Source organism: Candidatus Margulisiibacteriota bacterium (assembly GCA_041661965.1).
Taxonomy (GTDB): Bacteria; Margulisbacteria; WOR-1; order O2-12-FULL-45-9; family XYB2-FULL-48-7; genus XYB2-FULL-45-9.
Genome location: JBAZTH010000002.1, coordinates 300,915 through 326,252 on the forward strand (window position 1 = coordinate 300,915; position 25,338 = coordinate 326,252).

The 25,338-nt window shown below is 54.3% G+C and carries 28 protein-coding genes; 13 read left to right on the forward strand and 15 right to left on the reverse strand.

Translation table 11 applies throughout. The features are described from left to right. Nucleotides 1-270 precede the first annotated feature (270 nt). Nucleotides 271-1,149, forward strand: coding sequence for a hypothetical protein (locus WC772_04340; protein MFA6169980.1), 879 nt, complete (start codon nt 271-273; stop codon nt 1,147-1,149). Here the strand turns inward: WC772_04340 and ribD are convergent. From ribD to WC772_04365, 5 genes are read right to left on the reverse strand one after another with little or no spacing between them, the layout of a single operon-like run. Continuing rightward, a complete protein-coding gene (gene ribD / locus WC772_04345) occupies nt 1,146-2,237 on the reverse strand; it encodes a bifunctional diaminohydroxyphosphoribosylaminopyrimidine deaminase/5-amino-6-(5-phosphoribosylamino)uracil reductase RibD (GenBank protein MFA6169981.1) in 1,092 nt (363 codons plus the stop codon). The two genes, WC772_04340 and ribD, sit on opposite strands and share 4 nt — an antisense overlap. 24 nt (nt 2,238-2,261) lie before the next feature. After that, complete coding sequence (locus WC772_04350) at nt 2,262-4,775, reverse strand: HD domain-containing protein (protein ID MFA6169982.1); 2,514 nt, start codon at nt 4,773-4,775, stop codon at nt 2,262-2,264. 38 nt (nt 4,776-4,813) lie between these two features. Further along, nucleotides 4,814-5,461: a ribulose-phosphate 3-epimerase gene (rpe, locus tag WC772_04355; protein ID MFA6169983.1), complete on the reverse strand. Its 648-nt coding sequence runs from the start codon at nt 5,459-5,461 to the stop codon at nt 4,814-4,816. Next, complete coding sequence (locus WC772_04360) at nt 5,458-6,063, reverse strand: PASTA domain-containing protein (GenBank protein MFA6169984.1); 606 nt, start codon at nt 6,061-6,063, stop codon at nt 5,458-5,460. The genes rpe and WC772_04360 overlap by 4 nt, the downstream gene beginning before the upstream one ends. Further along, entirely contained in the window at nt 6,064-7,101 is a 1,038-nt protein-coding gene (locus WC772_04365) for a serine/threonine-protein kinase (GenBank protein ID MFA6169985.1), read from the reverse strand. It abuts the gene before it with no gap. A gap of 73 nt (nt 7,102-7,174) precedes the next feature. On the opposite strand from WC772_04365, the gene WC772_04370 reads away from it, so the two are divergent. From WC772_04370 to WC772_04380, 3 genes are read left to right on the forward strand one after another with little or no spacing between them, the layout of a single operon-like run. Next, nucleotides 7,175-8,398 carry a MiaB/RimO family radical SAM methylthiotransferase gene (locus tag WC772_04370; protein MFA6169986.1) on the forward strand — a complete coding sequence of 408 codons (1,224 nt, stop codon included), beginning with the start codon at nt 7,175-7,177 and terminating at the stop codon, nt 8,396-8,398. A 59-nt stretch (nt 8,399-8,457) separates the two neighbouring features. After that, on the forward strand, nt 8,458-8,649 hold the full coding sequence (locus WC772_04375; protein MFA6169987.1) for a hypothetical protein: 192 nt from the start codon (nt 8,458-8,460) through the stop codon (nt 8,647-8,649). Nucleotides 8,650-8,660: 11 nt separating this feature from the next. Beyond that, a complete protein-coding gene (locus WC772_04380; protein MFA6169988.1) occupies nt 8,661-8,879 on the forward strand; it encodes a hypothetical protein in 219 nt (72 codons plus the stop codon). Here the strand turns inward: WC772_04380 and WC772_04385 are convergent. The 4 genes from WC772_04385 to galT are packed head-to-tail and all read right to left on the reverse strand — an operon-like array spanning nt 8,876 to nt 11,803. Continuing rightward, nucleotides 8,876-9,634 (reverse strand): NAD(+)/NADH kinase, encoded by a 759-nt coding sequence (locus tag WC772_04385; protein ID MFA6169989.1) that lies wholly within the window; start codon nt 9,632-9,634, stop codon nt 8,876-8,878. The two genes, WC772_04380 and WC772_04385, sit on opposite strands and share 4 nt — an antisense overlap. A 12-nt stretch (nt 9,635-9,646) precedes the next feature. Beyond that, nucleotides 9,647-10,087: a hypothetical protein gene (locus WC772_04390; GenBank protein MFA6169990.1), complete on the reverse strand. Its 441-nt coding sequence runs from the start codon at nt 10,085-10,087 to the stop codon at nt 9,647-9,649. Continuing rightward, nucleotides 10,056-10,790, reverse strand: coding sequence for a TlyA family RNA methyltransferase (locus WC772_04395; GenBank protein ID MFA6169991.1), 735 nt, complete (start codon nt 10,788-10,790; stop codon nt 10,056-10,058). The genes WC772_04390 and WC772_04395 overlap by 32 nt, the downstream gene beginning before the upstream one ends. Next, nucleotides 10,787-11,803, reverse strand: a complete 1,017-nt coding sequence (gene galT / locus WC772_04400; GenBank protein ID MFA6169992.1) for a galactose-1-phosphate uridylyltransferase — start codon at nt 11,801-11,803, stop codon at nt 10,787-10,789. Before galT ends, WC772_04395 begins: the two co-directional genes overlap by 4 nt. A 43-nt stretch (nt 11,804-11,846) precedes the next feature. Here galT and WC772_04405 point away from each other — a divergent pair, with 43 nt between their 5' ends. Genes WC772_04405 through WC772_04420 form a run of 4 tightly spaced genes read left to right on the forward strand, consistent with a single transcriptional unit; the run spans nt 11,847 to nt 16,379 of the window. Beyond that, nucleotides 11,847-14,030, forward strand: coding sequence for a transglycosylase SLT domain-containing protein (locus tag WC772_04405; protein ID MFA6169993.1), 2,184 nt, complete (start codon nt 11,847-11,849; stop codon nt 14,028-14,030). Continuing rightward, a complete protein-coding gene (ruvB, locus tag WC772_04410; protein MFA6169994.1) occupies nt 14,011-15,033 on the forward strand; it encodes a Holliday junction branch migration DNA helicase RuvB in 1,023 nt (340 codons plus the stop codon). The genes WC772_04405 and ruvB overlap by 20 nt, the downstream gene beginning before the upstream one ends. Next, entirely contained in the window at nt 15,034-15,654 is a 621-nt protein-coding gene (gene hisB / locus WC772_04415) for an imidazoleglycerol-phosphate dehydratase HisB (GenBank protein MFA6169995.1), read from the forward strand. Continuing rightward, nucleotides 15,654-16,379 carry a UPF0280 family protein gene (locus WC772_04420; GenBank protein ID MFA6169996.1) on the forward strand — a complete coding sequence of 242 codons (726 nt, stop codon included), beginning with the start codon at nt 15,654-15,656 and terminating at the stop codon, nt 16,377-16,379. The genes hisB and WC772_04420 overlap by 1 nt, the downstream gene beginning before the upstream one ends. On the opposite strand, the gene WC772_04425 is transcribed toward WC772_04420, so the two are convergent. The 5 genes from WC772_04425 to rnc all read right to left on the reverse strand — a co-directional run bounded on the left by WC772_04425 (nt 16,376) and on the right by rnc (nt 20,551). Then, nucleotides 16,376-17,524 carry a secretin and TonB N-terminal domain-containing protein gene (locus WC772_04425; GenBank protein MFA6169997.1) on the reverse strand — a complete coding sequence of 383 codons (1,149 nt, stop codon included), beginning with the start codon at nt 17,522-17,524 and terminating at the stop codon, nt 16,376-16,378. The genes WC772_04420 and WC772_04425 overlap by 4 nt on opposite strands. 1 nt (nt 17,525) lies before the next feature. Next, nucleotides 17,526-17,822: a hypothetical protein gene (locus WC772_04430; GenBank protein ID MFA6169998.1), complete on the reverse strand. Its 297-nt coding sequence runs from the start codon at nt 17,820-17,822 to the stop codon at nt 17,526-17,528. Nucleotides 17,823-17,921: 99 nt separating this feature from the next. After that, nucleotides 17,922-18,557: a carboxypeptidase-like regulatory domain-containing protein gene (locus WC772_04435; GenBank protein MFA6169999.1), complete on the reverse strand. Its 636-nt coding sequence runs from the start codon at nt 18,555-18,557 to the stop codon at nt 17,922-17,924. After that, nucleotides 18,541-19,827 carry a dihydroorotase gene (locus WC772_04440; GenBank protein MFA6170000.1) on the reverse strand — a complete coding sequence of 429 codons (1,287 nt, stop codon included), beginning with the start codon at nt 19,825-19,827 and terminating at the stop codon, nt 18,541-18,543. Before WC772_04440 ends, WC772_04435 begins: the two co-directional genes overlap by 17 nt. After that, nucleotides 19,808-20,551 (reverse strand): ribonuclease III, encoded by a 744-nt coding sequence (rnc, locus tag WC772_04445; GenBank protein ID MFA6170001.1) that lies wholly within the window; start codon nt 20,549-20,551, stop codon nt 19,808-19,810. The genes WC772_04440 and rnc overlap by 20 nt, the downstream gene beginning before the upstream one ends. Nucleotides 20,552-20,621: 70 nt before the next feature. Here rnc and WC772_04450 point away from each other — a divergent pair, with 70 nt between their 5' ends. Genes WC772_04450 through miaA form a run of 5 tightly spaced genes read left to right on the forward strand, consistent with a single transcriptional unit; the run spans nt 20,622 to nt 24,928 of the window. After that, a complete protein-coding gene (locus WC772_04450; GenBank protein ID MFA6170002.1) occupies nt 20,622-21,530 on the forward strand; it encodes a hypothetical protein in 909 nt (302 codons plus the stop codon). A gap of 41 nt (nt 21,531-21,571) precedes the next feature. Then, nucleotides 21,572-22,825: a 3-isopropylmalate dehydratase large subunit gene (locus tag WC772_04455; GenBank protein ID MFA6170003.1), complete on the forward strand. Its 1,254-nt coding sequence runs from the start codon at nt 21,572-21,574 to the stop codon at nt 22,823-22,825. After that, complete coding sequence (locus WC772_04460) at nt 22,822-23,331, forward strand: 3-isopropylmalate dehydratase small subunit (GenBank protein MFA6170004.1); 510 nt, start codon at nt 22,822-22,824, stop codon at nt 23,329-23,331. The genes WC772_04455 and WC772_04460 overlap by 4 nt, the downstream gene beginning before the upstream one ends. Before the next feature lie 2 nt (nt 23,332-23,333). Beyond that, nucleotides 23,334-24,011: a zinc metallopeptidase gene (locus WC772_04465; GenBank protein ID MFA6170005.1), complete on the forward strand. Its 678-nt coding sequence runs from the start codon at nt 23,334-23,336 to the stop codon at nt 24,009-24,011. Next, nucleotides 24,011-24,928: a tRNA (adenosine(37)-N6)-dimethylallyltransferase MiaA gene (gene miaA / locus WC772_04470; protein MFA6170006.1), complete on the forward strand. Its 918-nt coding sequence runs from the start codon at nt 24,011-24,013 to the stop codon at nt 24,926-24,928. Before WC772_04465 ends, miaA begins: the two co-directional genes overlap by 1 nt. Here the strand turns inward: miaA and WC772_04475 are convergent. Then, nucleotides 24,903-25,175 (reverse strand): acylphosphatase, encoded by a 273-nt coding sequence (locus tag WC772_04475; protein MFA6170007.1) that lies wholly within the window; start codon nt 25,173-25,175, stop codon nt 24,903-24,905. The genes miaA and WC772_04475 overlap by 26 nt on opposite strands. Between the last annotated feature and the right edge of the window lie 163 nt (nt 25,176-25,338).

A 25,338-nucleotide genomic window follows, 5' to 3' on the forward strand; every position in this document is an offset into this window, starting at 1 on the left:
TAGGCGTTTATAATCAAATATGGCCTTCAAGGGGTTTCTTCAGCGGGGCGGGGTTAGCAACAACTAAACTAAGATCAGGTTGTTGCGGGGGCATTTTGAAGGCCGGGGATCCATAAGGGGGAACCCCTTATGCAGTTTCTTTCCCCCATTTCTTTGCTGTCAAAGAAATGGGGTGCTAAGTAAGTGATTATTTGCTAGCCCAAAGAAGCAAATAGCAGGTAAACCCATGGATATCTTGAAATAATAAACAATTATTGACGATAAATATTCATGGCTATGCCCGCAATTACATCTCTTAAACCCAGGCCGGTCAGTTTGATCGAACAACGCTCTTTTAACCGGCCGCTGACGCAAGAGCATCGTCTAACTTTACCCGGTTCTGTTCACCCAAATTTGCCGGACCTTGCTTCATTATCACCGCCAACCCGGCTAAGCAGCGATCTGGTCGACTTCAACCGGCACGCGGAATTTCTTGCCGCTTGTTTAAGCGCCGCGCCAGGCACCCTCCCCATCTTGGTGACGGAACAGCACGTGTTTTCACTCCCATTTTATAGGGCTTTGGTGAAGGCCAACCCGGGAGAAGAGATTGCTATCGTCTCGTTGGACAATCATTTGGACGGGGTGGATATTACTTATACTAATTGGGCCTTCTGGGGCTTTGGGATTTATCATAATCAGGTCAAACCGGCTAATTTGCGGATTATCGGTCCCGGCCAACAATTAAGGGCGGAAGCGTTTTACCAAGAGTACAATTGCGCGGACGCCATCCCTGGCTTTAATTATCAGGTAATCGAGCAATATCAGGATTTTATCCGACAGGCCGCGGTCAAGGTCGTAACGGCCAATCCGACGCTTGATCTGGCGGCCATAAGAAAGGCGCCCCACCTTAGGGATTTTGCCGAATACGCTTTGCTGAAAAATGCCGGGGTGACGATGAGTCAATCGCTAGCCAATCTTGATTTGGCTGGCCGCTCAATCTTTGTCTCTTTTGACACCGACGTTCCTTTGGCACCGGAACGTTTGTTGGCAATTGCCCAACTCTTACGAAACGCCCGGGTCCTTGGGGTGCATATCAGCGAGTTACATCAGGGGCTCCCGATCCACGGCCGCGAAGTGATCGAAGAATTCACCAGGATCGTGGTCAGTTAAAAATACCCGCTAACCAAAATATCCTCTTCCACCCTCTCAACATGGATATTTTTCAGCCATTTGGCTTGCGCGGGGAGGGAGATGCCGACCCCTTCGACCGGAGATTTCGCAGTCCGTCCGCCAAAGATCTTGGGGACGATAAAAAAGAAGGCTTTATCAACCAGCCCGGCTTCCAGGAACGAGGCATAGGCTTCACCCCCGCCTTCGATCAAAAGGCTGGTGATCTTCATTTCGCCGAGCTTCTTCACTAATGCCTTGACGCTGACATAACCACCGCTGGCGGGCAAACGGACGATCTCCGCTCCTTTTTTCTGGAGTGCTTCAATCCTAGCGGCGGGAGCTTTCGGCCCGACCGCGATGATCGTCCGCTGGCCACGGGAGAGGACCTCGGCTTTGAGCGGGGTCCTGGCCATGGTATCGAGAACTATGCGGACCGGGTCTTTCACTTTCTTGACCCGGCGGACGTTGAGTTTGGGGTTGTCGATCAGGACGGTCCCAACGCCGACTAAAATAGCGTCGTAGAGGTTGCGCAGGTGGTGGGCGTAACGGAGCGAGGCCGGACCCGCGACCCAGCGACTGGCCCCCGTCCGGGTGGCGATCTTCCCGTCAATTGTCATCGCCGTCTTCATCACCACGAAGGGACTCTTGGTCGTGATGTATTTGATAAAAACTTCGTTCAGCTTCTTGGCCTCGTCTTCCAGCAGGCCGACATTGACCTTGACCTTGTGGCTCCGCAGTCGTTTGATCCCCCGACCATTAACCAGGGGATTGGGATCTTTCATCGCCACAAAGACCTCTTTGATCCCGGCGGTAACGATCCGGTCGGCGCAGGGGGGATTGTTGCCAAAGTGGGAACAGGGCTCCAGGTTGACGTAGAGGGTCGCTCCTTTCGCGTCTAAGCCCGCTTTATCGATCGCCCAGGCTTCGGCGTGCGGGGTGGCGACTTCACCGTGGTAACCCATGGAGATGATCCGGCCTTCTTTCACCAGGACGGCGCCGACCAGCGGGTCGGGGGTCGTCCGGCCTTCGGCCGATTTCGCCAGGCTTAACGCCTCGCGCATGAATCTTACGTCGTCTTCAGACCACATGGGTATTATAATAACACAGAAGGGCTAAAAATTTCGAACGCTGCGGGAGGCCTGGTCAAAGCGAAACAATAACTTTTGGAAGATAAATTCATCAATGTGGCCAAGCTCGGTCAAAGTGTAACCAAAGTAAGGTTCTTCCAATTGAGTCAAGGGCTGAATAATCCCTTCCGATTGGAACATCTGATCCCGTTCATAGAGGACAACTAGCGGTTCCGGCGCTGATTTGATGGCCAGATATTCCGCTATCCGCTGATAAAAGAGGGAAATGTCGTCTCTATTTCCACCGATCAAAAGGAGATTGGCGGAGCTGATATGGTCCGCAAGAACGTCCGCAACCTGACCCGCAAAGTTCCCGGGGATCATCGACATCGCCAGCGGGTTCAAAAACATATCGAAAACAATCCCCTTCTGGCTTCGGAGCGCCCGGGAAGCGCGCAAAGCCAGATCCCGGGAATAATTAAACGAATTGGGGTTAAGTACTGCTGGATCCTGGATCAAAGGGGGCAAGATAATATCATGCGCGGTGATGACCGCGTCATTATTCCGTTCAAGTTCCCGAACCGCCCTTTCCAATTGGTTGCCAATCAATTTATGTTTTACTGGGATCGAAACTTTCACCCGATCACTGAAAAAACCGCCGCTTTCGACGGGAAAAGCTTCATTTAGGCCGGTCAGCAAGGCGCTGGCGTTTGCTTGTCTGGCCTCAAAGGTCAGCCGGGCGATCATTAATGAGCCATCGTCCGCTTTCTGGACCGCGGCATTAAGTTCTTGCGCTCCACCCGCAGCGGCTATCTCCCCGGCGACAATCTTGGCGATTGTCGCGTTGACCAGTTTGGGGCATTCCCGCAACAGCTCGTCCAATCGCAGAAAATACTTCCCCAAAGCTTGGTCTAAACTATTCCCTGCAAACTTAAACCGGGCCTCCTCACTTTTACTCGCCATAAAATCGACAAAACGGAGCCTGGCCAGCGGCATCGTTAAAAGGCTCATGTAATCACGAGCTTGCGGCTCTCCCGCTGCTCGCAAACGTAAGATCCCCACCGATCCTTCCAGCGGCTTATTAATGTCCCAGGAAGTATCCTGGTGGGTCGCCCCAACTACGGTCATGCCAAGCTCCGGATCGGCGATAAAGGCCGCTTCCAGCGGCGTTACGCCATGCGGCAACAAAGCCTCATAATGCTTGATTTCGCCGTTTGCCCGAACCATCAGCGAGGTCACCTTGGCTTGCGCCAATGCTTTAACCATTACGACCTTATCACGTCGGTCGTGGACCGCGAAAAGCAGTTTCAACCAATCGGTCCTAAGCCAAGGAATATTAGGCTGCCGGAATTCCCCGTTTGGAGCATAGGCGTTATAAAGGACCCCTTCCTGCGATTGAGCTTGCATCTCCCGGGTCCGAATCTGAAAACGGAAAAGCGTTTCGCCCCGTAAGATCGCGGTGTGGATCGACTGATAGCCGTTGATCTTGGGATCTTTAATATAGTCATGCCAGTAACGGTCCATCGGGATCCCCAGCGAATGAACCACGTTCGTCATTTGATAGCAGTCTTCTTCTGTTTCAACCACGATCTGCAGCATCATAATGTCGGAAAGGTTGCGGACCTCTGTCCCCCGCAGCGCGGCAGTTTGGTCGGCTTTATAAACGGAGTTTGGTTTAGCGTTAATTTTCAACCCGCCGATCTTCGCTTCCAGGTAACGCCTGCCTTGCGGGGTCGCCAATAATTCGGCCGGTAGCCCGTTGGTAATTTTCTCCTGGAAACGACCGGCAATTTCACTTTTCAGCTGCTTGATCTCGTTCCGATTTTGCCACAGAACCGTTTCGATCCGCTTTTTTACTTCGGCATAATGAGCGGGATCAAGCTTTCTTAAAGCAAGATCGGAAAGATGGCGGGCCGGCTTCATCTGGCCGCACAACCAGAGGAGCGGAACATAAAAATCAAGCGCTTCGCGGCAATTCCGTTCCCGGTTCTCCCGCGGCAATTTGTCAGCGTCTTCCAGGTTGCAGATCCGGTCAACTGTTTTCAGCCGGAGCAGGCGAATGTCAGCGGCCAGAGCAAAAATGAACTTATCAATATTATGTTCGTTGATGTAATGGTCTTTCCCCAGCTGTTCAATCTTGGTCATGCCGTCAACGAGCCGGGCAACGTCAGGGCCAAACCTCTGTCGAACAAAGAGGAGATCGAAAGCGGTATCTTCGACGACATCATGCAACAGCGCTGCGATCAGTTCGTTCTCGTCGCCAACCTTAAAGAGTATCACCTCTTTTTCGGCTGAACCGATAGGGTGGACGGCATACAGATCGCCGCTGATCTTCCTGGTCTGGTTACGGTGGGCGTACAGGCAAACTCCGGCCGCCTCAAAGAAGCGGTCCAGGTCGAGCCGCGGATTGACCGCTCTGGCTTTTTCCGCCAGATCGGTAACCCGGGAAAGAAGCGGCGAAGCGTGCAAATATTGGCGGTAGAAAGAACTGTCCGCCGGAGGTTGGGAAAACCGCCCGGTTCTATGGGGTCCGCTGGGCCTGATCGGAGTGCTTGCCATGAAGATATATCATGACAATAAAAGGGAAATTTCAGCCGTTAGGCTTTCAGCTGTTTGATGACCGCCTGATAATCAGGCGCGTAAAAGATCGCTGAACCGGCGACCAAAACATTGGCCCCGGCCTTAACGACTTCTTTGTAGGTGTCGAGATTAATCCCGCCGTCGACTTCGATATCAACCAACAACTTCCGACTAACAATTTCCGACTTGAGAGCTTTAATCTTGGGCAAGATTTCCGACATAAATTTTTGCCCTTCAAAACCGGGGTTGACCGACATCAAGAGGACCATGGCAACTTTGTCCAGGACGTGAAAGATCGACTCGACCGGTGTGGCCGGATTGACGACTACTCCCGGCTTAACATTGTTCTGCCGGATTAGCTCTAAATCGCTATCCAGGTTTTTGGACGCTTCGACGTGTATGGTAATGATATCCGCTCCCGCCTTGGCAAAATCCGGGATGTAGCGGTCCGGGTTCTCGATCATCAGGTGGACGTCAAGCGGCAGCTTGGTTATCTTCCGGCAGGCCTTGACGACCAACGGACCGATGGTGATATTGGGGACAAAATGGCCGTCCATGACGTCGATATGGATCAGGTCGGCGCCGGCCGCTTCAACTTTCTTGATCTCGGCTTCCAGCGTCCGGAAGTCAGCCGAGAGAATCGAGGGGGCGATCTTTATCGTCATTCTGTTTCCTCCGTAACTATTCCCGTGGTTGAGATGAGCAGGTCGATACCGCGCCCAAGGTCAACCATTTCTCCGGGCAGGGGCTCCTGGGCCAGGACCGTCCCTTCCGTCAAATCGGGGTTTCTTTCCCGGCGGATGTCGCCGAGTTTTAGTTCCGCCGCGTCGATCATTTTGGCCGCCTGGCTGAAAGGTTTGCCGATCAGGTCAGGGGCCGCGACTTTTTGTTTGCCGGAGCTGACCATCAGGGTCACCGCTCGGCCGACTTTTACTCGCCGTCCCGCTTCGGGCCGCTGGGAGACGACCGTCCCGGCCGGGAAATTCTGGTAAACCTCACCGCCGTCCAAGACTTTGAGTTCCGCTTCCTTAAGTCTGGCCGCCGCATCGGGTTTTGAAAGGCCGACCACGTCAGGAACGGCCACTTCCGGCAAAGCGTCAAAATAGACCAGGTAAATATAGCCGGCAAGGACCGGCGAAAGGATAAAAATAATTATCGCCGGAATAACGAGCCGCGGCGCCGGCAATCGCAGCTTCACGACCAGCAGGCCGATGACCAAGCTGACAACGGCGGCAAAGACTAGATAGAGCGCCAAATAACCGGTCATTTATTTCCCCAAATAAAAGGCGTAGACGACGCCAAAGGCAATACTGATAAAAAGAAGAACCGCGAGGAGCCAGCTCTTATGTTTCCCTTTTTCCGGCAGGACCAGGATCGTTTCCCCGTTTTTTTTGACCTGAGCGACCGGTTGAGGCGGCGGCGGAGCGTCAACGACAACGCCATACTGGGTCACGACCCCTTCAAAAAGCTTCACAAACTCATCGTTGATCTTAGGCGGGAGGGGAAGCGCTTTGCTCGCCAGGCTTTCCCGGACCTCGCCGGCGGTTTGGAAGCGGACGATCGGGTCACGTTGCAGAAGTTTGAATAAAATATCCCCCAAATAGCCCGGCAGAAAAGAAAGCTGCGACCGGGGGACGAGACAGGAACTTTGCATTTTTCTTAAATGAGCGGCAAGGCCGCCGGTTTTGAGCAGCGGCTGGCCGGTCAAGAGCTCATACATGATCAATCCGACGGAGTAAAGATCGGAGGCCGGGGTCAGCGGGGCCCCCTCCAGACCTTCCGGCGAAGCGTAGGCCAGTCCGGCCATTAGCTCCAAGATCTTCTGCGGCAGAGCCTCTTTGATCTCCCCTTTGATCACAAAATCGGTGATCTTTACCCCGCCTTGCTCGTCGATAAATATATTTTCCGGGGTCAGAGAGCCGTGCAGCACCCCCTTGGCGTGGGTCGTCTCCAAGGCCGAGAGGATCTGTTCGATGATCAGGATCGCCTGATCGGGCTCGATCTTCCCCGCCGCCAGTTTGTCGCGCAAGTTTTTGCCGGGGACATATTCCCGAATATAGTAAAAGCCCTGCCAACCGTAATCGCCGTCAATTAGTTTGGCGATCGAGGGGTGGGAAATCAGGGAAAAATCCTTAACGCTGAACTTCATCCCTTTGATCAGGGAGGAGTTGAGGGTCCCCCGCTTGTAGATCTTGATGATCAGCGGCTTTTCGGTCCCGACATAAGTTCCGCGATAGGTGACGCTAAAATTGCTTTCGGAGATCTTGTTGCCGATCGTATAGCGGCTCTTAAGGAGCTGTTCCATAAGTGGGTAAATTATATCACAAAACCACCGCTCCCGATCCCTTCCCTCGGCAACATGGTGATATAATATACAGGTGAAATACCATTTTGTCAGTTTAGGCTGCCCGAAAAACCTGGCCGACACCGAAGTCATGATGGGTTCGGTCGCCGCCGGCGGGAACGAGCTCACCGCCAACCCGGCCGAAGCGGAGATCATTGTCGTCAATACCTGCGCCTTCCTGAAACCGGCCCGGGAAGAAGCGCTCAAGGTCCTGCGGGAAATGGTCGCCTGGAAAAAAAAGGGGCGCTGCCGCAAGGTTTACGTCGCCGGTTGCCTGCCGCAATGGCTCAAAGAAGTCGGGAATGTCCGGCTCCCCGCGATCGACGGCGAAGTAGACAGCATCGGCCTCTTTAACTGCGCCGCTCCCCGGCTGAAAGCGACCCCAAAATGGTTCGCCTACGTCAAGATCGCCGAAGGGTGCGACAACCGCTGTTCCTACTGCCTGATCCCGACCATCCGCGGCAAGCTCCGCCTAAGAACGGAAAAAGATATTCTGGGAGAAGTTGCCGGCCTGGCCAAAAGAGGGGCCAAAGAGATTATTTTCATCGCCCAGGATACGACCGCCCACCCCGCTTTTCCATCGATCCTAAAACAAGCGGCCAGAATCCCCGGTATCCGCTGGCTGCGCGTTATGTACACTCACCCCAGCCATCTAACCGACGAGCTGATCGAGACGATCGCCGGCGAGAAAAAGATCGTGAAGTATCTGGACATGCCGGTCCAGCACGCCAGTTCCACTATCCTAAAGAAAATGAACCGGCATTATGACCGCGACTCGCTCGCCCTCCTCCTCACAAAATTACGGGGTGCAATCCCAAAGCTGGTCCTCCGCACCTCTCTTATCGTCGGCTTCCCTGGTGAGACCGGGGAAGATTTCGAAGAGCTTCTTGATTTCATCAAAACGAACCGTTTCGAAAAACTCGGGATCTTCGGCTACTCCAGAGAAGAGGGAACTCCGGCCGCCAAATTCCCCAAGCAAGTCCCGGCCCGGACCAAGGAAAAGCGCCGGGAGTCCGCCATGCTGGCCCAACAACAGGTCTCCCTAGAACTTAACCGGACCCTGGTCGGCCAAAAGATCGAGGTCCTGGTCGAAGGGAAAAAAGGCCGCTATTACATCGGCCGGACCTACCGGGACGCCCCCGAAATTGATGGTGTTTTTTACCTTAAATCCAGCCGGAAAATAACCCCCGGCCGGATCGTTACCGCCCTGATCACTAAAGCATCCGCCTACGATCTCTACGGCCGCCTACTAGCTTAAAAACAAACTGAAATTTTTCCCCAAACCTGCCGATATATATATGTGAGAGAGGTAAAGCCATGAACAACGAAGATGTCCGCAGAGAGAATTACGATGTTGTCCTGATCACTCGGCCGAACAAAGCCAAGCGGTCAAGTTACGTGCAAGATGCCACCATTATCGGCAAAGACCAGCTCCCTATCGCCCCATTCTTAGACATCCTGGCCAATAAGTTCAAAGCAACGATCGCCAACGATAAGTGCTATTTCTAAGGAGGAAAGCCATGAACACAATGAACAATCAAAAAGTTATGGAAGTCCTGGAAAAGACCTGCACTTTCAACTATTACGACAAGATCGTCCACGCCAAGACCCGCAAGCTGACCTTGTTCTCGATCTTCCCGTACACCGCGGCGGCCAACCTGTCCGATCCGCGGCAGTTCGTCCTGATCGAAGACCTGCAGGGAATGCTGGGGTTAAACACCGGGAAGGTCAACAACTAATATTCGCCCAGTCCGAATGTTTCTCTAACCCGGCCAAAAAAATCATATTCCTTCAGTCTGATGAAACGCGTTTTCTCCGCCGCTTTTTTAATTATCACTCTATTTCCAACTCTCACCGGCAAAGTCTGTTGTCCGTCGGCGGTCAAGATCACTTCGTCGCCACGGTCAAGGCGCAGCGTCACCGGCCCCTCCAGGACCAGCGAACGGGTATTTAAACTGTGGCAGCAGATCGGAGAGATGATCAGGCTTTTCGCTCGCGGGGCCAAAAGCGGCCCGCCGGCCGCCAGATTATAAGCGGTCGAACCGGTCGCCGTGGCGAAGATCATCCCATCAGCGGTGTATTTGGAGATCCCTTCCAACTCGAACTTAATCACCCGGGAAATCCCGCTTTTACCGATCACAATGTCGTTGAGGGCGGTCACTTTTTTCCGGCCGAGGTCGGCCTCCAGCATGATCCGTTCATCTAACCGGTAGTCTCCCCTTTTGATCTGCTCAATCGCCGCCGTCAGCTCTTTCAGCTCGATTTCCGACATGAAGCCGACCCCCCCAAGATGAACCCCTAAGATCGGCGTTCCTTTCCGGGCCAAAAGACGGGCCGCCCGCAGGATCGTCCCATCGCCGCCCAGGGTGACCACGAAATCGGCTTTGGCCAAATTGACCGCGAAACCCCGCCCTTTAAGTTCTTGCGCGACCTTCGCCGCGGTCGCGGCAATTAAACGGTCCTCAAGCTTGCTGATTATGCCGACGGTTTTCATGCTCTTCTCCTTTTAAAATAATTTAATGTAGATCATTAACCAAATTATCCCAACGACAACCGCGATAGCCGAGCCGAACATCAGGAACTGAAAAAAGAGGTCGAGCCACCCTTTTTCGCGGACGAAATGAAAACTAACGACGTGAAGTTGGCTCTCGTGAGGGTTAAAAAATACGAGTCCATGATAACCGAAGGCCCGGTCAAATTCGACCAGGCGGCGGCGGACGATCGGGTCGCTCGGATCAAGCGCCCCTTCCCCATGCTGGACGATTACGATATATTGGTGATTGTCGCGGCTGACCAGATAATCGGCTTCCAATTTTCCCAAATGGTCCTTCCCGTCAACCTTAGAGATGACCATCGCCTTCGGCTTCCTGGCCAGGACCTTAAATCCCGACTTGAGGAGGTAAGCCTCCTGTTCTTCATTTTTCGAGGTGGATGAGAAATTCAACATTACCGTCCGCTCCTTCGATCGGGGAGTTGATCACTCCCTTAGCCTTAAAGCCTATTGCCTCGGCCTCCATCTTAACCCTCGCCACGACTTCCTGGCGAACCGCCTCATCCCGGACGATCCCGCCGGCGCCGACCTGTTCGCGCCGGGCTTCAAACTGGGGCTTGATCAAAGCGACAACCTCGGCCCGCTCGGCGAGCAAATTATAGACCGCCGGCAAAACTTTGCCTAGGGAGATAAAAGAAACGTCGATGACCGCAAGATTTGGCAGCGGTCCGGGTTCCAGTTTTTCCGGCGCCAGATCGCGGATATTTTCCCGCTCCAAAGTCACGACCCGCGGGTCCTGCCGCAGTTTCCAGGCCAGCTGGCCGTAACCGACGTCAACGGCAAAAACCTTGGCCGCTCCCCGCTGGAGCAAGCAGTCGGTAAAGCCCCCCGTCGAAGCGCCGACGTCAAGCGCCGTTCGGCCCGTAACATCGATCTGGAAATGATCGAGCGCTCCGGCCAATTTCAAGCCGCCCCGGCCGACATATGGATGAGGCGCCCCCTTAAGCTCGATTGTTGCTTCTTCAGGATAGGCAACGCCCGATTTATCGGCTTTTTGTCCATTTACATAAACCAGCCCGGCCAGGACGACCGCCTGCGCTTTAGCCGGCGAATCGGCCAGTCCCTGGTCGATCAAGAGTTGGTCGAGGCGTTTTTTCATCCGGCCTGGACACTGCGCAGATATTTGGCCGCTTCTTCGGGGATCATCGTGTTGATATAGATCCCCGAACCAAGTTCAAATCCGGCCATCGCGCTGACCCGGGGAAGGATCTGAATGTACCAGTGAAAATACTCGACGTCCTTTTCGTGGCAGGGGGCGGAATTGATCACAAAGTTATAATCCGGGTTGTTGAGCGAAACATACATTTTTTTCAGGATCGTCCTCATCACAAAAGCCAATTCTTTGGCGTCGACGGCCGAGATCGCGTCAAAGGATGAGTCGTGTTTCTTGGGAAAAACCTCGAGCTCGAAAGGCGAGCGGGCGGCAAAAGGAGAGAGCGCGATAAAATTATCAGTTTCCATAATGACCCGCGATTTGTCCGCCCGCTCCTTCTCGATCATCACGCAGTAAACGCATTTCCCGTTGTCGTCGAAGTAGCGCATCGATTCTTCCAGCCGGTGGCGGATATGCATCGGGGTGATCGGCGTGGCGATCAGCTGGGAATGCGGATGGTGGAGCGAGGTCCCGGCCGCGATCCCATGATTTTTAAAAATGATGATCATCTCATACTGCGGGTCTTTGGATAAGGTGATGAAACGCTCCCGATAAGCGAGGAAAAGCTCTTCGACCTGCTTCTCTTCCATGGTCGCGATCATTTGGTCGTGGATCGGCGATTCGATGATGACTTCATGTTCGCCTAAACCGTTCATCATGCTGAAAAAATCGAGGACCCTGGTCCGTTCGCGGTTTTGACTATCGGGAGCCAGGGCGGCAAATTTATTGGGGATGATCCGGATCCACCAGCCGGGCGTATCAACTTGCGTCCCGAATGCGCGGTAAGCGAGGATCTCGCCGGGAGTCAAACTCTCTTTACCCGGACAAAAAGGACAATTCTGCCGCGACGATTCGCTGGGCGGGCAAACCCCCGATCCAAGTTCTTCCGGCCGCTTGGCCCGCTCGGTCGCGATAATCACCCATTCCTTGGTGGCCGGGTTCTGACGCAGCTCTGGCATGGTTGTATTATAACATACGCGATGTTACAATAGTCCTTCACCAATGAAGCGCTTTTTCATCGTAATAACACTCTTGTTGTCACTTTTTCTTCCCCTCTCGGCCCAAACGATCGAAGGGGACTCCGATACCACTGCGGCCAACTTTACCGCCGGCCTTAAGGCCGCCCAAGCCGGCGACCCCGCTCGGGCAATCAGCCTGCTGACCGCGGCGGCCGAAGATCACTCTTTTCCTTTGAGCGATTACGCCCGCTTTGAAGTAGCCAACCTCTATTACCAGGCTGACGATTTTACCGGCGCGGCCAGAGAGTTCCAGTCTCTATCGGTTAGCTACCCGCAAAGCCTGCTGATCTCCAAAGCTCTCTTCCGGCTGGGCAAAAGCCGTTATAATGATAAGAATTACACCGCCGCGGCCAAATCCTTCGATCTTTTACTGGACAAATATCCCGATTTCGACGAAGCGGCCGAAACCCGCTTCCTGATCGCTCAAAGCCGAGAAAAAAACGGGGACTGGAAAAACGCCTATTACGCTTACCAGGAGACCGATCTTTATCATCCTTTAAGTTCTTACGGCCAAAGAGCAAGAGCGGCAATCGCCAAGCTGAAAAAACAACACCAGAAAAAACTCCCCCTGTACAAAGCGTCGGAAAAAGCGCTGTTCAATCAGGGGATGGCCTATTTCGACCAGCAAGAATACAAAATGGCCGGGAACATTTTCAACCGATTGGCCCGCGAGTACCCGAAAAGCAAGTTCGTCGACGAAGCCTGGATCATGCTCGGCCGGGCCGAAGCGCTCGATAACGATCTCGACCAAGCGGTCGTCAATTTGACTCGCGCCGCTAAAAACGCCCCCAGCCTGGCCGGTAAAGCCAATTATTACCTTGGCCGGGCTTACGGCAATCGGGGAAAGTACGACTGGGGAATCGCCGTTTTCAGCAAGGTGATCTTGAACCATCCCGAATCGAGCTATGCCCCCGACGCCCTTTACTGGCGCGCTTATTTCCGCGAACAGGTCGGCGACATCAACGGCGGATTAAAAGATTACTACGCGCTGGTCAAAGATTATCCCTACTGCGACATGGTTTCCGCCGCCATCTGGCGGATGGGAAAGATCTACTACTGGGCGAGCGACTGGCCGAACGCGGTCACCTATCTTCATCTCGCGCAACTCTACCCGATGGGGAGCGAATCGCCGCGCTGTTATTTCTTTGAGGCCAAGGCGCTGGAACGGCAGGGAAACCTTGGCGCGGCGCAGGAAGTTTACAAAAAGCTGGCCAAACGCTTCGATCACACCTACTACGCTTACCGGGCCAAAGAGCGGCTCCGGTTGACCGGCAACCCGATCAATGACGAGATCTCATTTAACCTAGACAACCTGAACGAGGCGCTAAAAACCATTAACGAAAAAGACCAAGCGGAACTTTCAACCCTGATGGACATCTGGCTACAAAGCAAGCCAGCCGAAGGAGGAACGATCAGCCAGGCCGAGCTCGACCTCCATTTCCAGAAATACAAAAAGCTGATGGACCTGGGACAGACCGCTTTTGCCGCGGAAGAAGCCAAGTTCCTGGTCAACGGGACCTCCGACTCCGAAAAGGAATCGGCCCAACTTAAGCTCGGCGAAGTCCTGGTCCGAGCCGGACGTTACATTTCAGCCATCCGCTTCGCGCAAAGGAAGATCGAGTCCGCCCTCTATTCCAACCAGCTCGATTCCGTTCCGGAAAAGGTCTGGCAGCTCGCTTATCCCCGAGGCTACTGGGCCACCGTCCGCAAAGAATCTGACAAAAACGATATCGACCCTTATCTAATTCTGGCGGTGATCAGGGAAGAGAGCCGTTTTCTTAACAACGCCCGCTCCAACGCTTCGGCCCGAGGCTTAATGCAGATCATGCCGGGGACCGGGCGGGGAATAGCTAAACAATTAAACCTTTCCAGCTACCGGACTTCGAAACTCAATCAGGCCGACACCAACATTAAAATGGGGACCTATTACTTGTCCGGCCTAATTAAAAGCTTCAACAATAACTGGTACCTCTCGCTCGCCGGCTACAACGGCGGCCCGAACCGGGTCTGGCGTTACGTCAAGAACTGGTACGGCGGCAATTTAGGAGCGATCGACATCGACGAGTTCGTGGAAAGCATTCCGATCCGGGAAACCAGGCTCTACGTCCAAAAAGTGATGAACAGCTATTTTGAATATAAGAGGCTTTATGGCGGAACCGGAAGTTAGGCCGGAAGACGACCAGGCGGTCGAGGGCTTGCGTCCGCGTCGCTTCGCGGGCTTTATCGGCCAGGACCAGATCAAGAAAAACCTGCGGATCCATATCGACGCGGTCCGCTCCAGAGGCGAAGCGCTGGAGCATCTCCTCTTTTACGGCCCGCCGGGCCTGGGTAAAACGACCCTCGCCAACATCATCGCCAACGAGATCGGCGCCAACATCAAGATCACTTCTGGTCCGGCGATCGAACGGCCGGGGGACCTGGCCGCCATCCTGACCAACCTCAAGGAACACGACATTCTTTTTATCGACGAGATCCACCGGCTCAATAAAACCGTGGAAGAGGTCCTTTACCCGGCGATGGAAGATTTTGCCCTCGATATCATTATCGGCAAAGGGCCGAGCGCCCGCTCCATTCGCCTCGACCTGCCAAAGTTCACCCTGGTCGGCGCGACGACCAGGATCGGCCTGCTCTCGTCGCCGCTGCGCGACCGCTTCGGCATCATCAACCGGCTGGAGTATTACACCCAGGACGAACTTAAAGAGATTGTCACCCGGGCCGCCCAAAAAATGGAGATCTCGATCGAAGACGGCGGGGCAAACGAAGTCGCCAAGCGCGCCCGGGGAACCCCCCGAATCGCCATCCGCTTTCTCCGCCGGGTCCGCGACTTTGCCCAGGTCAAAGGGACCACCAGCCTCACCGGCCCGATCGCCAAAGAGTGCCTGGCTTCGATGGGCGTGGACGAGCACGGCTTGGACAAGATCGACCGGAAATATTTGTCGACAATCATCGAGAAGTTCCGGGGGGGGCCGGTCGGCGTGGAAACGATCGCCGCCGGGATTTCCGAAGCCGTTGAAACAATTGAAGATGTTTATGAGCCCTATTTGCTTCAGCTCGGCTTTATCGAACGGACCCCGCGCGGCCGGGCCGCAACCCCCAACGCTTACAAGCATCTCGGCATCGCGATCAAAAAACAACCTACCGACCAGGCCGGATTATTCAAGGAGGCTTAAATGAGAAAAGCGAAACTACACCGTCAAACCAAAGAAACCGACATCAAGATCGACTTGACCATTGAAGGGAAGGGGAAAAGCGAGATCAACTACCCGATCCCCTACCTCACCCACATGTTCACCCTGTTTGCCAAACACGGGCTCTTCGACCTGAAAATTGCCGCCAAAGGGGACCTGGAGATCGATCTCCATCATTTAGTAGAAGATACCGGCTTGGCCTTAGGCGAGGCCTTTGCCAAGGCGCTGGGAAAGAAGCTCAAGATCGAACGCTACGGCCACGCCCTCCTGCCAATGGACGAATCGTTGGCCGACGTCAAAGCGGCAATCGACATCTCCGGCCGCCCTCATTTTACCTTCAAAGCCAAATTCCCCAAAGAGTTGGTCTACGCGGAAATCGGGACTGAAAGGGTTAAGCTCTCCTTGGACGCGGAAATGTTGCGCGAGTTTTTTGAAGCGTTCGTTTATAAAGCGGGAGTCTCCCTGCATATCGAACTGGTCCGGGGGAAAAATACCCACCACAAGGTCGAAGCGATCTTTAAGGCTTTCGGGGTCGCCCTCCAGCGGGCCTGCGCCATTAATCCCCGGAAGAGCGGAGTTCCATCGACCAAAGGGGTTTTGTGATGGTTTACCAGGAAAGAGCTTACCGCAACTATATTAACGCCGAGGACCTGGTCCGTTTCGAACTGGTCGAGAAAGAGACCGACCTGCTGATCCAGGCTAATGTTAACCTTTACGATAAGGCGATGGGGAGCGTCATCAAACACCGCGGCCTCCTCGAGCAATTCATCGAATCAAACCCGAAATTTTTAAAGTCGCTCTCCCCGGTCCGCGTTTTTTTTGGCGCGCCGGCAATCGTCAGGGCAATGGCAGGGGCGGCCAGGAAAGCTAAAGTCGGACCAATGGCCGCGGTCGCCGGGACCCTCGCCCAATTCATCGGCCGGGATCTTTTGCCGTTTACCGAAGAACTGATCATTGAAAACGGCGGGGACATTTTCCTTCGCCTGGTCAAGCCGCGCAAGCTGACCGTCTACGCCGGGAATTCCCCCTTTTCGGAAAAGGTCTGCGTGGAACTCGACCCGGGGAAAGAGCCCTTCTCGATTTCCATGTCGTCGGGTCACTCCGGCCGCTCGGTCGGTTTCGGCAAAGCTGATCTTGTTTTGGTCACTTCTCGTGACGGCTCCCTGGCCGACGCCGCTTCGACCGCCATCAATAATGTCATTAAAGATCCGTCCGACATCGAGCCAGGCCTGGCGGTCGCCCGGAAGATCCGCGATTTAGACGGGGTCCTGATTATTAAAGACGATCAGATGGGGATGCTGGGGAAGATCAAACTAGTCGCGGCTTAGATCACGCGAGGGGTAACCATAAAGACAATCTCCGTCTTTTCTTTCTCGACCGTTTTGTTCTGAAACAGGAGACCGATCAGCGGCAAATACCCTAGGAGCGGCAAGCGGGCCACATTTTCTCTTTCAACCTCCGAGAGCAAGCCCCCGATCACGATCGTTTCGCCGTCTTTGACCCGAACAGTCGTCGCGGCATTCCGGGTCGCGATCACCGGAAAATCGCCCGCCGTCGTCGTCCGCCATTCAGCGATCGAAGAAACTTCCGGCTGGAGTTGGATCGTCAGGGCGCCGTCTTGTCCCAGTTGCGGTAGGACCTTAAGCCTAACTCCGGCGTCAAGATATTCAACCGTCCATTGAGCGGTAGTCGAATTCCCGCCGACCGGCACAGCGTAAGGGACTCTGTTCCCGATATTAATGACCGCCTCCCGATTGTCGAGCGTCGCGATCCGGGGAGTCGCCAGAACATTGGCTTTTCCCCCGGCGATCAGAGCATTAAGAGTTGAAGTAATATTCTCGCCCAGATCGGTTTTTTTCGTTTCAGCAATGGTTGCGAACTTAACCCCGCCATTGCCATAGGCGATCCCCAGGCGAGTTGAATCGTTCCGGGAAAGCTCCACCACCTTGCTTTCGATCAGGATCTGCGGGATCGGCCGGTCGATCTTCGCCAGCAACTCTTTCGCTTCGTTTAGCTCCGACTCCTTTCCCCGGAACAAAACCGAAGTCCCTCGCTCTCCCGCCTGAAAAATCGCCCCCGGGAAAAGCTTTCCCAGCAGTTCCGCTGTTCTACTCGCCGGTAAATACTTTAATAATAACTGGTCAACTGTCGCCCGGTAACCGCTGGCGTTCAAATCCTGCGGCAGAGAGGAGATCAAATAAGTCCGTCCTTTTTGCTCGAAACAAAGACCGTTGGTCCGCAGGATCGTTTCGATCGCCTCTTCCAGGGAGATATTTTTCAGATGAACGGTCACCCGTTTTCCCTGCAGGGCGGCCGGATCCCCCGCCATGACCAGATCGAAGCCGCGGCTTCTGGCCAGCGCTTGTACCACCTCCAGTACCGGCGCGTTCTCAAAATCGAGTCGCGGGATGTTTTCCGCTCCTGAACTTTTTGCCAGCAATAATAATAACAACAACATCCCCAGCTTTTTCACCTTATTTCTCCTTTGATAAATAAACAACTTCCTGGTCGATATGGTCAACGGTAAAGCCATCGACCACTTCGCCAACCGCCGCGGTGAGCCCTCGTCCCCCCAATTCGATCAACGCTATCGGCCTGTCCCCGTCTGCTGGACGGGCAGACCCACTGACCACCCCAACCAACCGAGCGTAACCGGTGGAAAGGAGGAGAGGCTCACTTCGCAGCATCAGGCTATTGGGTCCAGCCTGTTTTTCACTATAAACATAGACCGCTTCTCTGGAAGGTTGTTCGGGGGCGGCTTCAATTGCCAACGGTTGCTCCGCCTCTTCTTTAACAGCACAAGAGGTTAATAACAAACTAATAGATAATGCGATCAGCCAATACCGCTTCATGCGGCTGGAACAGCAATTTTATTGCCTGGTAACGCCGAGTAGAGTAGAAGGATCGGGGGAGGTTGTGTCTGGCGGCTTACTAAAATAGATAAGGGTGAAATTGTGAAACTTCGATCTTTCCCCCATATTTACAGTTGCTTCAACTGACGCGGGATGGTAAAGAGTCGAACTCTCGTCACTCCAAATCTCATAATGTCCCTGCGGCACATTGGCAATGCTATAGTCGCCATTCGAATCGGTAAAAGCGACTAAGGCAAGACTTTTAATCGAGATCTTCATCCCATTGACTCGAATACCAAGCTCATCGGTCACCCGCCCTTCAACCCACCCTTTCGAGGTAATGGTCACCAGCGAGCTGCCGGAGACCGAATTGACCGTGGCGACAACAGTGCCGGAGCAATCGGTCGTCGTCGCGGTCAATATTCCGCCGGATGAAATAGATCCGATCCCGCCAGTTACCGACCAGGTTGGCGTAACTGAAATAATTTGTCCGTTGTTGTCTTTGGCGACAGCTGAAAAATACTGGGTTTGGTTAATCCCGACGGTGATCGTAGGGGGATTGATCGTGATCGAAGTGACGGTTCCTTCCATGTCGCCGCAACCGGAGAGCGTAAAAAATAACAAACAAACAACAAGCTTAATTAAGTTTGCCATCTTTGACGACTTGTTGGCCATTCACGATGGTATGAAGGACTTTCCCTTTTAATTTCCAGCCGGTAAACGGCGTGTTGCGGCTATTAGAGGCCGATTGATTGGGATCGACAACCCATTCCGCTTTCGGGTCGACAATGATCAAGTCGGCATCGGCGCCAACCGCGAGCGTCCCTTTGCCCGCTAAGCCGAGGATCCGGGCGGGAGAGGCCGACATCAGATTCACAAGCTCTTTCAAGTTGAGACCGGCCGGTAAAAGTTTGGTGAAGGCCAGGCTCAAGGCGGTCTCTAAACCGATCAAACCGTTGGCGGCTAAACTGAACTCGACGTTCTTTTCTTCCAACGTGTGGGGAGCATGGTCGGTCGCGATCGCGTCGATCGTCCCATCCTTGAGCGCGCGGATAATTTCCTTCCGGTCTTTTTCCGCTTTGAGCGGGGGACTGACTTTAGCGTTAGTATCGTAATTCCGGACCGCTTCCTCGGTCAGGGCAAAATAATGCGGGCAGGTTTCGCAAGTCACCGGCGTCCCCTCTCTTTTGGCCTGACGGATCAGTTTGACCGCTCCGGCGGAAGAGACATGGGCGATATGGACCCGGCCGTATTGTTTGGCCAGGAGCAGATCCCTGGCGATCATGATCTCTTCGGCCAGCGCCGGAATCCCGGGAAGCCCGATCTCGGTCGACAACTGGCTCTCATTCATCGCTCCGCCGCTGGACAAATTCACGTCCTCGCAATGAGAGATAAGCGGCTTGTTAAACTGTTTGGCGTATTCTATTCCCCGGCGCATAACGTCGCTCCGGGTGACCGGGTGGCCGTCGTCAGAGAAAGCAATCGCCCCTTCGGCAACGCAGCGTCCCATTTCTGTAATCTCGTCCCCCTTCAATCCCTTGGTAATAGCGGCGATCGGTTTGACGTTAACGACCGCTTCCTTCTCCGCTTTGTTGACCACATAACTAATGAGCGCCGGATTGTCGAGCGGCGGGTTGGTATTAGCCATGCAGCAGATCGTCGTGAAGCCGCCGAGCGCGGCCGCCCGCGAACCGCTGGCAATCGTCTCTTTCTCCGGCCGGCCGGGATCGCGGAGATGCGTGTGCATATCGATCAGTCCCGGCATGACCAGCAGGCCTTTCGCGTCGATCACTTTGGCGCCGCCGGCCTGCAGCCGTTTCCCGACCGCCGCGACCTTGCCGTTCTCGATCAGGATGTCGCGCTGGCCGTTAATGCTGGCCGCCGGATCGACGACCTGGCCGTTTTTAATCAGCAGCTTTGTCATCTATTTTCAACCTCTTTTTCATTCTGGAAAACATGTTCAGCGCGACTTCCGCCGCCCGTTGTTCGGCTTCTTTTTTGTTGTTTCCCCGGCCGACGCCGTAGGATTTGCCGTTGATCTTGGCTTCGACCAGGAAGACGCGGCGGTGTTCCGGCCCTACTTCTTTGATCACCCGGTATTGGGGCAAGGCCCATTTGTTCTTTTGCACGTATTCCTGCAGGGTCGATTTGTAATCGCAGATATAGCCAACCTCGGAAACAATCTCTATCTCGGCCCGGAGGTTCTCGATGATCAGGTCCCGGACCCGTCCCAGGCCGGCGTCCAGATAGACCGCCCCGATCAGGGCTTCAACCGCGTTGGCGAGGTTAGACTTCCGTTTTTTCCCCCCGCCTTTTTTCTCGTTTTGGCTAAGGAGCATCGCTTCCCCAAGGTCAAGTTTCTGGCCAACCTTGGAAAGGGTTTCGTCGGAAATGACCGCCGCCCGGATTTTGGTTAGATCGCCTTCGTCGTGAGTGGGGAATTTATTGTAGATGTACTCGGTCGCGACCAGTTTGAGGACCGCGTCGCCGAGAAATTCCAGGCGTTCGTTGTCCTTAACGTTCTTTTCGTGGGCGTAGGAGCTGTGGGTCATTGACTGGTTGAGAAGGTTCTGGTTAACAAAGGGGACGCCGATCCGTTTTTCCAGGTCCTGAAGCTCATTTAAGCGTTCCGGCGATATAGGTTCCATTGACATACTATTTTACATCATATAGAATGCGATTGCAAACGCTAAAAACCTTGAAGGAGATGGGAAAATTATGGTTATTTTATCCCCGATCATGAGCTATATCGTTGACAAAGAAGTCGGCTTCCCAGTCCCTTCGGAAAAAGAAAAGATCAACAAAGTCCTCAAGCGCTATAAAAGCATCTTAAAACAACACGCCGAACGCTCCGATTCGTCCGAGATCATGTTCGGGATCGCCGACCTCCTGGTCGGACGGAACGATCCGGGCGACCACGTTGAAGCGCTGAAACTGTACGACCAGATCATGCTCAAAAATCCGCCCGAATACCTCAAGGCCCGCGCCCTGATCGGTAAAGCGGAACTGCTGATCGGCATCCCGGAAGAATTCGGCAACGCCATTTCCCTTTGCGAAAAAGTCCGCGAGATCCTGGGGAAAAACCTTTCGGAATTTTTCGCCGCCAAAGCCCTGGTCGTGGAAGCGGAACTCCGTCTTGCCCGCCGGGAAAAGGGGGACTGGGCCAGCGCGCTCGAGCTTCTCAACCGGGTGGTCAAAGAAAAAGACGCCCACTGGTATTTCCGCGGCCGCGCCCTCCTTTCCAAAGCGGAGATCATTCTCTACCGCGACCCTAACGATTTTGCCCCCGCCCTAAAGCTGGTCGATCTGTCACTCAAAGAGCTCGCCTCCCGGCCGGACGATTACTTTGTCGGCAAAGGAAAGATCGTCAAGGCAGAAATCCTAATGAAGCGCGCGAAGTCGGGAGATCTGCAAAGAGCGGAAAAACTGCTGACCGACGTTGTTAAGATAAAATTTGAATATCAAGACCTTGTCGCTCGGGCCAAACTCAACCTGGCCGATATCGTCTCGAACCCGAAAGCTTCAAAACTGCTCAAAGAGGTCCATGAGATGGAAGGGCTCGACCCCTACCTGGTGGAAAAAGCGAGCCTGGTGGAAAAGGCGCTTAACAACCGAAAGAAGAAGTAACGCTTCTCGTCATTTTTTCCGCTTTGTGATAAAATAGTTTTATGGGCAAGACAATAGCCGAGAAAATACTCTCCAACCACTCCGGCCGGGACGCTAAAGCCGGGGACATCGTCATTGCCGACCTCGATTTCATGATCGGCCAGGACGGGACTTCCGGGGTCGCCATCGACTCGTTCCGGAAAATGCAGGCCAAAAAGGTCGCCGACCCGAACAAGATCGCCATCATCATCGACCACAGCTCCCCATCGCCAAACGAAGGGGTCTCCGCCATCCACAAAAAGATCCGCGAATTCTGTCTGGAACAAGGGGTCAAGCTTTATGACGTCGGCTGCGGCGTCTGCCACCAGATTACGCCGGAACAAGGGCTGGTCGTCCCAGGGAACCTGGTGATCGGGGCCGATTCCCACACCTGCACTTACGGGGCGATCAACGTCTTCTCGACCGGGATCGGTTCGACCGACCTCGCCGCCGGGATGATCTCGGGCAAACTCTGGTTCAAGGTCCCGGAAACGATGAAAGTTAACTTCAACGGCCAGCTCCCGAAAGGGGTCTATTCCAAGGATCTGGTCCTGCATTTTATCGGCCAGATCGGCGCCGACGGCGCCACCTACCTAGCCCTTGAGATCGGCGGCCAAGCGATCGACGCCATGTCGGTCGACGCCCGCTTCACCATCTCTAATATGGCGATCGAGTGCGGCGCCAAGGCCGGACTGATGGAGGCTGACGCCAAAGTCATGGAATGGGTGAAACAACACTCCAAGAAAAAACCGAACCCAATTACCGCCGACAAAGACGCGATCTACCAGCAGATCGTTGAGATCGACGTTGCCAAGCTTGAGCCGCAGATCGCCAAACCGCACACGGTCGACAATGTTTGCGGCGTGACCGAAGTCGCCGGCACCCCGGTCCAGCAGGGCTTCATCGGTACCTGCACCAACGGCCGGCTGGAAGATTTCCAGGTCGCCGCCAAGATCCTTAAAGGGAAAAATGTTAAAGCCGGTTGCCGGCTGATCATCGCCCCCGCCTCCAAAGATATCCTGATGGCGATGATCAAAGACGGAACCTACCAGACCCTGCTCGAGTGCGGCGCCCTTGCCGTCACCCCGGGTTGCGGACCGTGCGTCGGCACCCACAACGGGGTCCCATCCGACGGGGAAAATGTCATCTCGACCGCCAACCGAAACTTTTTGGGCCGGATGGGGAACCGGAACGCTTTTATTTATCTTGGTTCCCCCGCTACTGTCGCCGCCTCAATGATCGAGGGGCAAATCACCGATCCGAGGAAATATCTATGAACTTAACCGGCAAAGCAAAGTTACCGACTAAAAAGATCGTCAACGATATCAATACCGACTACGTTATTTCGGGGCGCTATAAGTTTAAGATCCAGGACCCGGTCGAATTGGCGAAACACGTCATGGAAGATCTCGACCCTGAATTTTACTCCCGGCTGGAAAAGGGAGATTTTCTTGTCGCTGGCAGAAACTTCGGCTGCGGCTCTTCCCGCGAACAGGCCCCGATGGCGATCAAATATGCCAACATCTCGGCGGTGATCGCCAAGTCGTTCGCCCGAATTTTTTACCGCAATTGCTTTAACCTTGGGATCCTGGCGATCGAAGCCGACACTGACGGGATCGCCGAAGGGGACGAGCTCGAGATCAACCTCGACGGCGGCAAGATCGTCAATAAGACCAAAGGGACCGACATCAAGATCGCCCCTCTGCCGAAAACCATGCAAACCCTGCTCGCCGACGGCGGGCTGGTGGAACATTTCAAAAAGCACGGCGGCTTTAAGATCTAAACATGTACTTCGATTGGACCTTTATTTTATTGCTCCCGGCCATGGCCCTGGCTTTGTACGCCCAGTTCAAAGTCAAATCAACCTTTGCCAAATACGCTGAAGTTCCTTCGCAAAAAGGGCTGACCGGCGCGGCCGCCGCTCGCGGGATTTTAGATGGCAACGGGCTTGGGGCGATTAAAGTTGAAGAAACCCCGGGGGAACTGACCGATCATTACGATCCACGGGCCAAAACTTTGCGCCTGTCCGAATCAGTCTATGCCAGCACTTCCGTCGCCGCGCTAGGGGTCGCCGCCCACGAAGCCGGCCACGCGGTTCAGGACGCCAAGTCCTATTCCCCGCTTAAACTGCGCAACGGCATGCTCCCAATCTCCAACCTGGGGACGACCCTCTCCTTCCCCCTCTTTTTCCTGGGGATTTTCTTGAGTTATAAACCGCTAATGGATCTGGGGATCATGTTCTTTTCAGTCGCGGTCTTTTTCGCGGTCGTGACGTTGCCGGTCGAATTCGACGCCAGTAACCGGGCGATCAAGGTCCTGGCCGATGGCGGGTATCTTACCGAGGCCGAAGTCCCAATGGCCCGGGCGGTCCTCAATGCCGCCGCCTTGACCTATGTCGCCGCCGCCGCCATGGCGGTCTTAAATCTAGTTCGCTTGCTCGCCCTGCGCAACCAACGGGACTAGTGAAAACCCTCTTTATTTTCGGCCCGACCGCCGTCGGCAAAACCAGCCTATCGATCGAACTCGCCAAACAACTTAACGGCGAAATTATCTCCGCCGACTCGATGCAGGTCTACCGGGGAATGGACATTGGGACCGCGAAGCCGACCATGGAAGAGCGGCAAGGGATTCCTCATCATCTGATTAATATCCGCGATCCCGATGAAGAATGGACCGTCTCCGACTTCGTCGGCGAGTGCGCCAGAAAATCGGCAGAGTTGAAGACCAGAGGAAAAACTCCGATCATTGTCGGGGGAACCGGCCTCTATCTCTGGTCGCTGATAGAGGGGTTTGCTTTCCCGATCACCCCGGCGGACAAAGAATTGCGAGCCAGGTTGGAAATAATCCCTACCTCCACGCTCTACGCTCAACTTTCTACGATTGATCCGGCCGCCGCCGCCAAGATCCACGCTAATGATAAAAAGCGGATTATCAGGGCTCTGGAAGTTTTCGAATTGACCGGCAAACCAATATCGGATCTGCAAAAATTACGGGTTAAGGAACCGCGACGTTCAGTCGCGGGGCTTGACTCGCTCTTTTGCCTCACCCTCCCCCGCGAAGTCCTTTACGAGCGGATCAATCAGCGGGTAGACAAAATGATCTCCAGCGACTTGCTTGCCGAGGTCAAAACCTTGTTAGCCAAGGGATACAAAAAAGAGCTTCCGGCCTTGCAGGGACTTGGCTACAAAGAAGTGATCGACTATATAAACGGGGTTTATCCGACCGAAGCGGTAATGATCGAGGAGCTAAAAAAAAGAACCCGTAACTTTGCCCGCCGGCAAATGACCTGGTTCCGGCGGTTTAATAACGTCATCTGGGTCGAGGCAGCAGACCCATCTTCCGCGTTGGCCGCTATCAATAACGGATCTGAAACCCGCTGAATTCTCCGGTCGCCGGCTCCCAGTAAAAGGCTTCTTTCTGGATCCGTCCGGCAAAGGTTTGGCTCAAACTCCCGGTATAGCGATTTAGGGCGGCCTCATCCCCCTCCACTACCAGCTCGACCCTTTCCCCGGGTAAATTCTTGACCCAACCGGTGACCGGCTCTTTCCCCGCCAGGTCAATCGCCGTATAGCGGAAGCCGACTCCCTGGACCCGCCCGGAATAAATGACGTGCGCTCGTTTCTTCATCAACTAAATTATAGCATCCGACTGGGTGAGGAGGTGTTGACGACCTGAAGAAAATAGGCGATAATGAGTTCATGCCAAGACAAAAACAAAAAGAGATCAAGCGGCGCCAAAAACGGGCTAAAGAGACCAAGCGGAAAAAAGGCCTGCTCAAAAAACGCTCCTA

What these genes read in the sequence shown, in the direction of transcription:
- WC772_04340 (MFA6169980.1), top strand. Translation starts at nt 271, where the DNA reads ATGGCTATGCCCGCAATTACATCTCTTAAACCCAGGCCGGTCAGTTTG.
- ribD (MFA6169981.1), bottom strand. Translation starts at nt 2,237, where the DNA reads ATGTGGTCTGAAGACGACGTAAGATTCATGCGCGAGGCGTTAAGCCTG.
- WC772_04350 (MFA6169982.1), bottom strand. Translation starts at nt 4,775, where the DNA reads ATGGCAAGCACTCCGATCAGGCCCAGCGGACCCCATAGAACCGGGCGG.
- rpe (MFA6169983.1), bottom strand. Translation starts at nt 5,461, where the DNA reads ATGACGATAAAGATCGCCCCCTCGATTCTCTCGGCTGACTTCCGGACG.
- WC772_04360 (MFA6169984.1), bottom strand. Translation starts at nt 6,063, where the DNA reads ATGACCGGTTATTTGGCGCTCTATCTAGTCTTTGCCGCCGTTGTCAGC.
- WC772_04365 (MFA6169985.1), bottom strand. Translation starts at nt 7,101, where the DNA reads ATGGAACAGCTCCTTAAGAGCCGCTATACGATCGGCAACAAGATCTCC.
- WC772_04375 (MFA6169987.1), top strand. Translation starts at nt 8,458, where the DNA reads ATGAACAACGAAGATGTCCGCAGAGAGAATTACGATGTTGTCCTGATC.
- WC772_04380 (MFA6169988.1), top strand. Translation starts at nt 8,661, where the DNA reads ATGAACACAATGAACAATCAAAAAGTTATGGAAGTCCTGGAAAAGACC.
- WC772_04385 (MFA6169989.1), bottom strand. Translation starts at nt 9,634, where the DNA reads ATGAAAACCGTCGGCATAATCAGCAAGCTTGAGGACCGTTTAATTGCC.
- WC772_04390 (MFA6169990.1), bottom strand. Translation starts at nt 10,087, where the DNA reads ATGTTGAATTTCTCATCCACCTCGAAAAATGAAGAACAGGAGGCTTAC.
- WC772_04395 (MFA6169991.1), bottom strand. Translation starts at nt 10,790, where the DNA reads ATGAAAAAACGCCTCGACCAACTCTTGATCGACCAGGGACTGGCCGAT.
- galT (MFA6169992.1), bottom strand. Translation starts at nt 11,803, where the DNA reads ATGCCAGAGCTGCGTCAGAACCCGGCCACCAAGGAATGGGTGATTATC.
- WC772_04405 (MFA6169993.1), top strand. Translation starts at nt 11,847, where the DNA reads ATGAAGCGCTTTTTCATCGTAATAACACTCTTGTTGTCACTTTTTCTT.
- ruvB (MFA6169994.1), top strand. Translation starts at nt 14,011, where the DNA reads ATGGCGGAACCGGAAGTTAGGCCGGAAGACGACCAGGCGGTCGAGGGC.
- hisB (MFA6169995.1), top strand. Translation starts at nt 15,034, where the DNA reads ATGAGAAAAGCGAAACTACACCGTCAAACCAAAGAAACCGACATCAAG.
- WC772_04420 (MFA6169996.1), top strand. Translation starts at nt 15,654, where the DNA reads ATGGTTTACCAGGAAAGAGCTTACCGCAACTATATTAACGCCGAGGAC.
- WC772_04435 (MFA6169999.1), bottom strand. Translation starts at nt 18,557, where the DNA reads ATGGCAAACTTAATTAAGCTTGTTGTTTGTTTGTTATTTTTTACGCTC.
- WC772_04440 (MFA6170000.1), bottom strand. Translation starts at nt 19,827, where the DNA reads ATGACAAAGCTGCTGATTAAAAACGGCCAGGTCGTCGATCCGGCGGCC.
- rnc (MFA6170001.1), bottom strand. Translation starts at nt 20,551, where the DNA reads ATGGAACCTATATCGCCGGAACGCTTAAATGAGCTTCAGGACCTGGAA.
- WC772_04450 (MFA6170002.1), top strand. Translation starts at nt 20,622, where the DNA reads ATGGTTATTTTATCCCCGATCATGAGCTATATCGTTGACAAAGAAGTC.
- WC772_04455 (MFA6170003.1), top strand. Translation starts at nt 21,572, where the DNA reads ATGGGCAAGACAATAGCCGAGAAAATACTCTCCAACCACTCCGGCCGG.
- WC772_04460 (MFA6170004.1), top strand. Translation starts at nt 22,822, where the DNA reads ATGAACTTAACCGGCAAAGCAAAGTTACCGACTAAAAAGATCGTCAAC.
- WC772_04465 (MFA6170005.1), top strand. Translation starts at nt 23,334, where the DNA reads ATGTACTTCGATTGGACCTTTATTTTATTGCTCCCGGCCATGGCCCTG.
- WC772_04475 (MFA6170007.1), bottom strand. Translation starts at nt 25,175, where the DNA reads ATGAAGAAACGAGCGCACGTCATTTATTCCGGGCGGGTCCAGGGAGTC.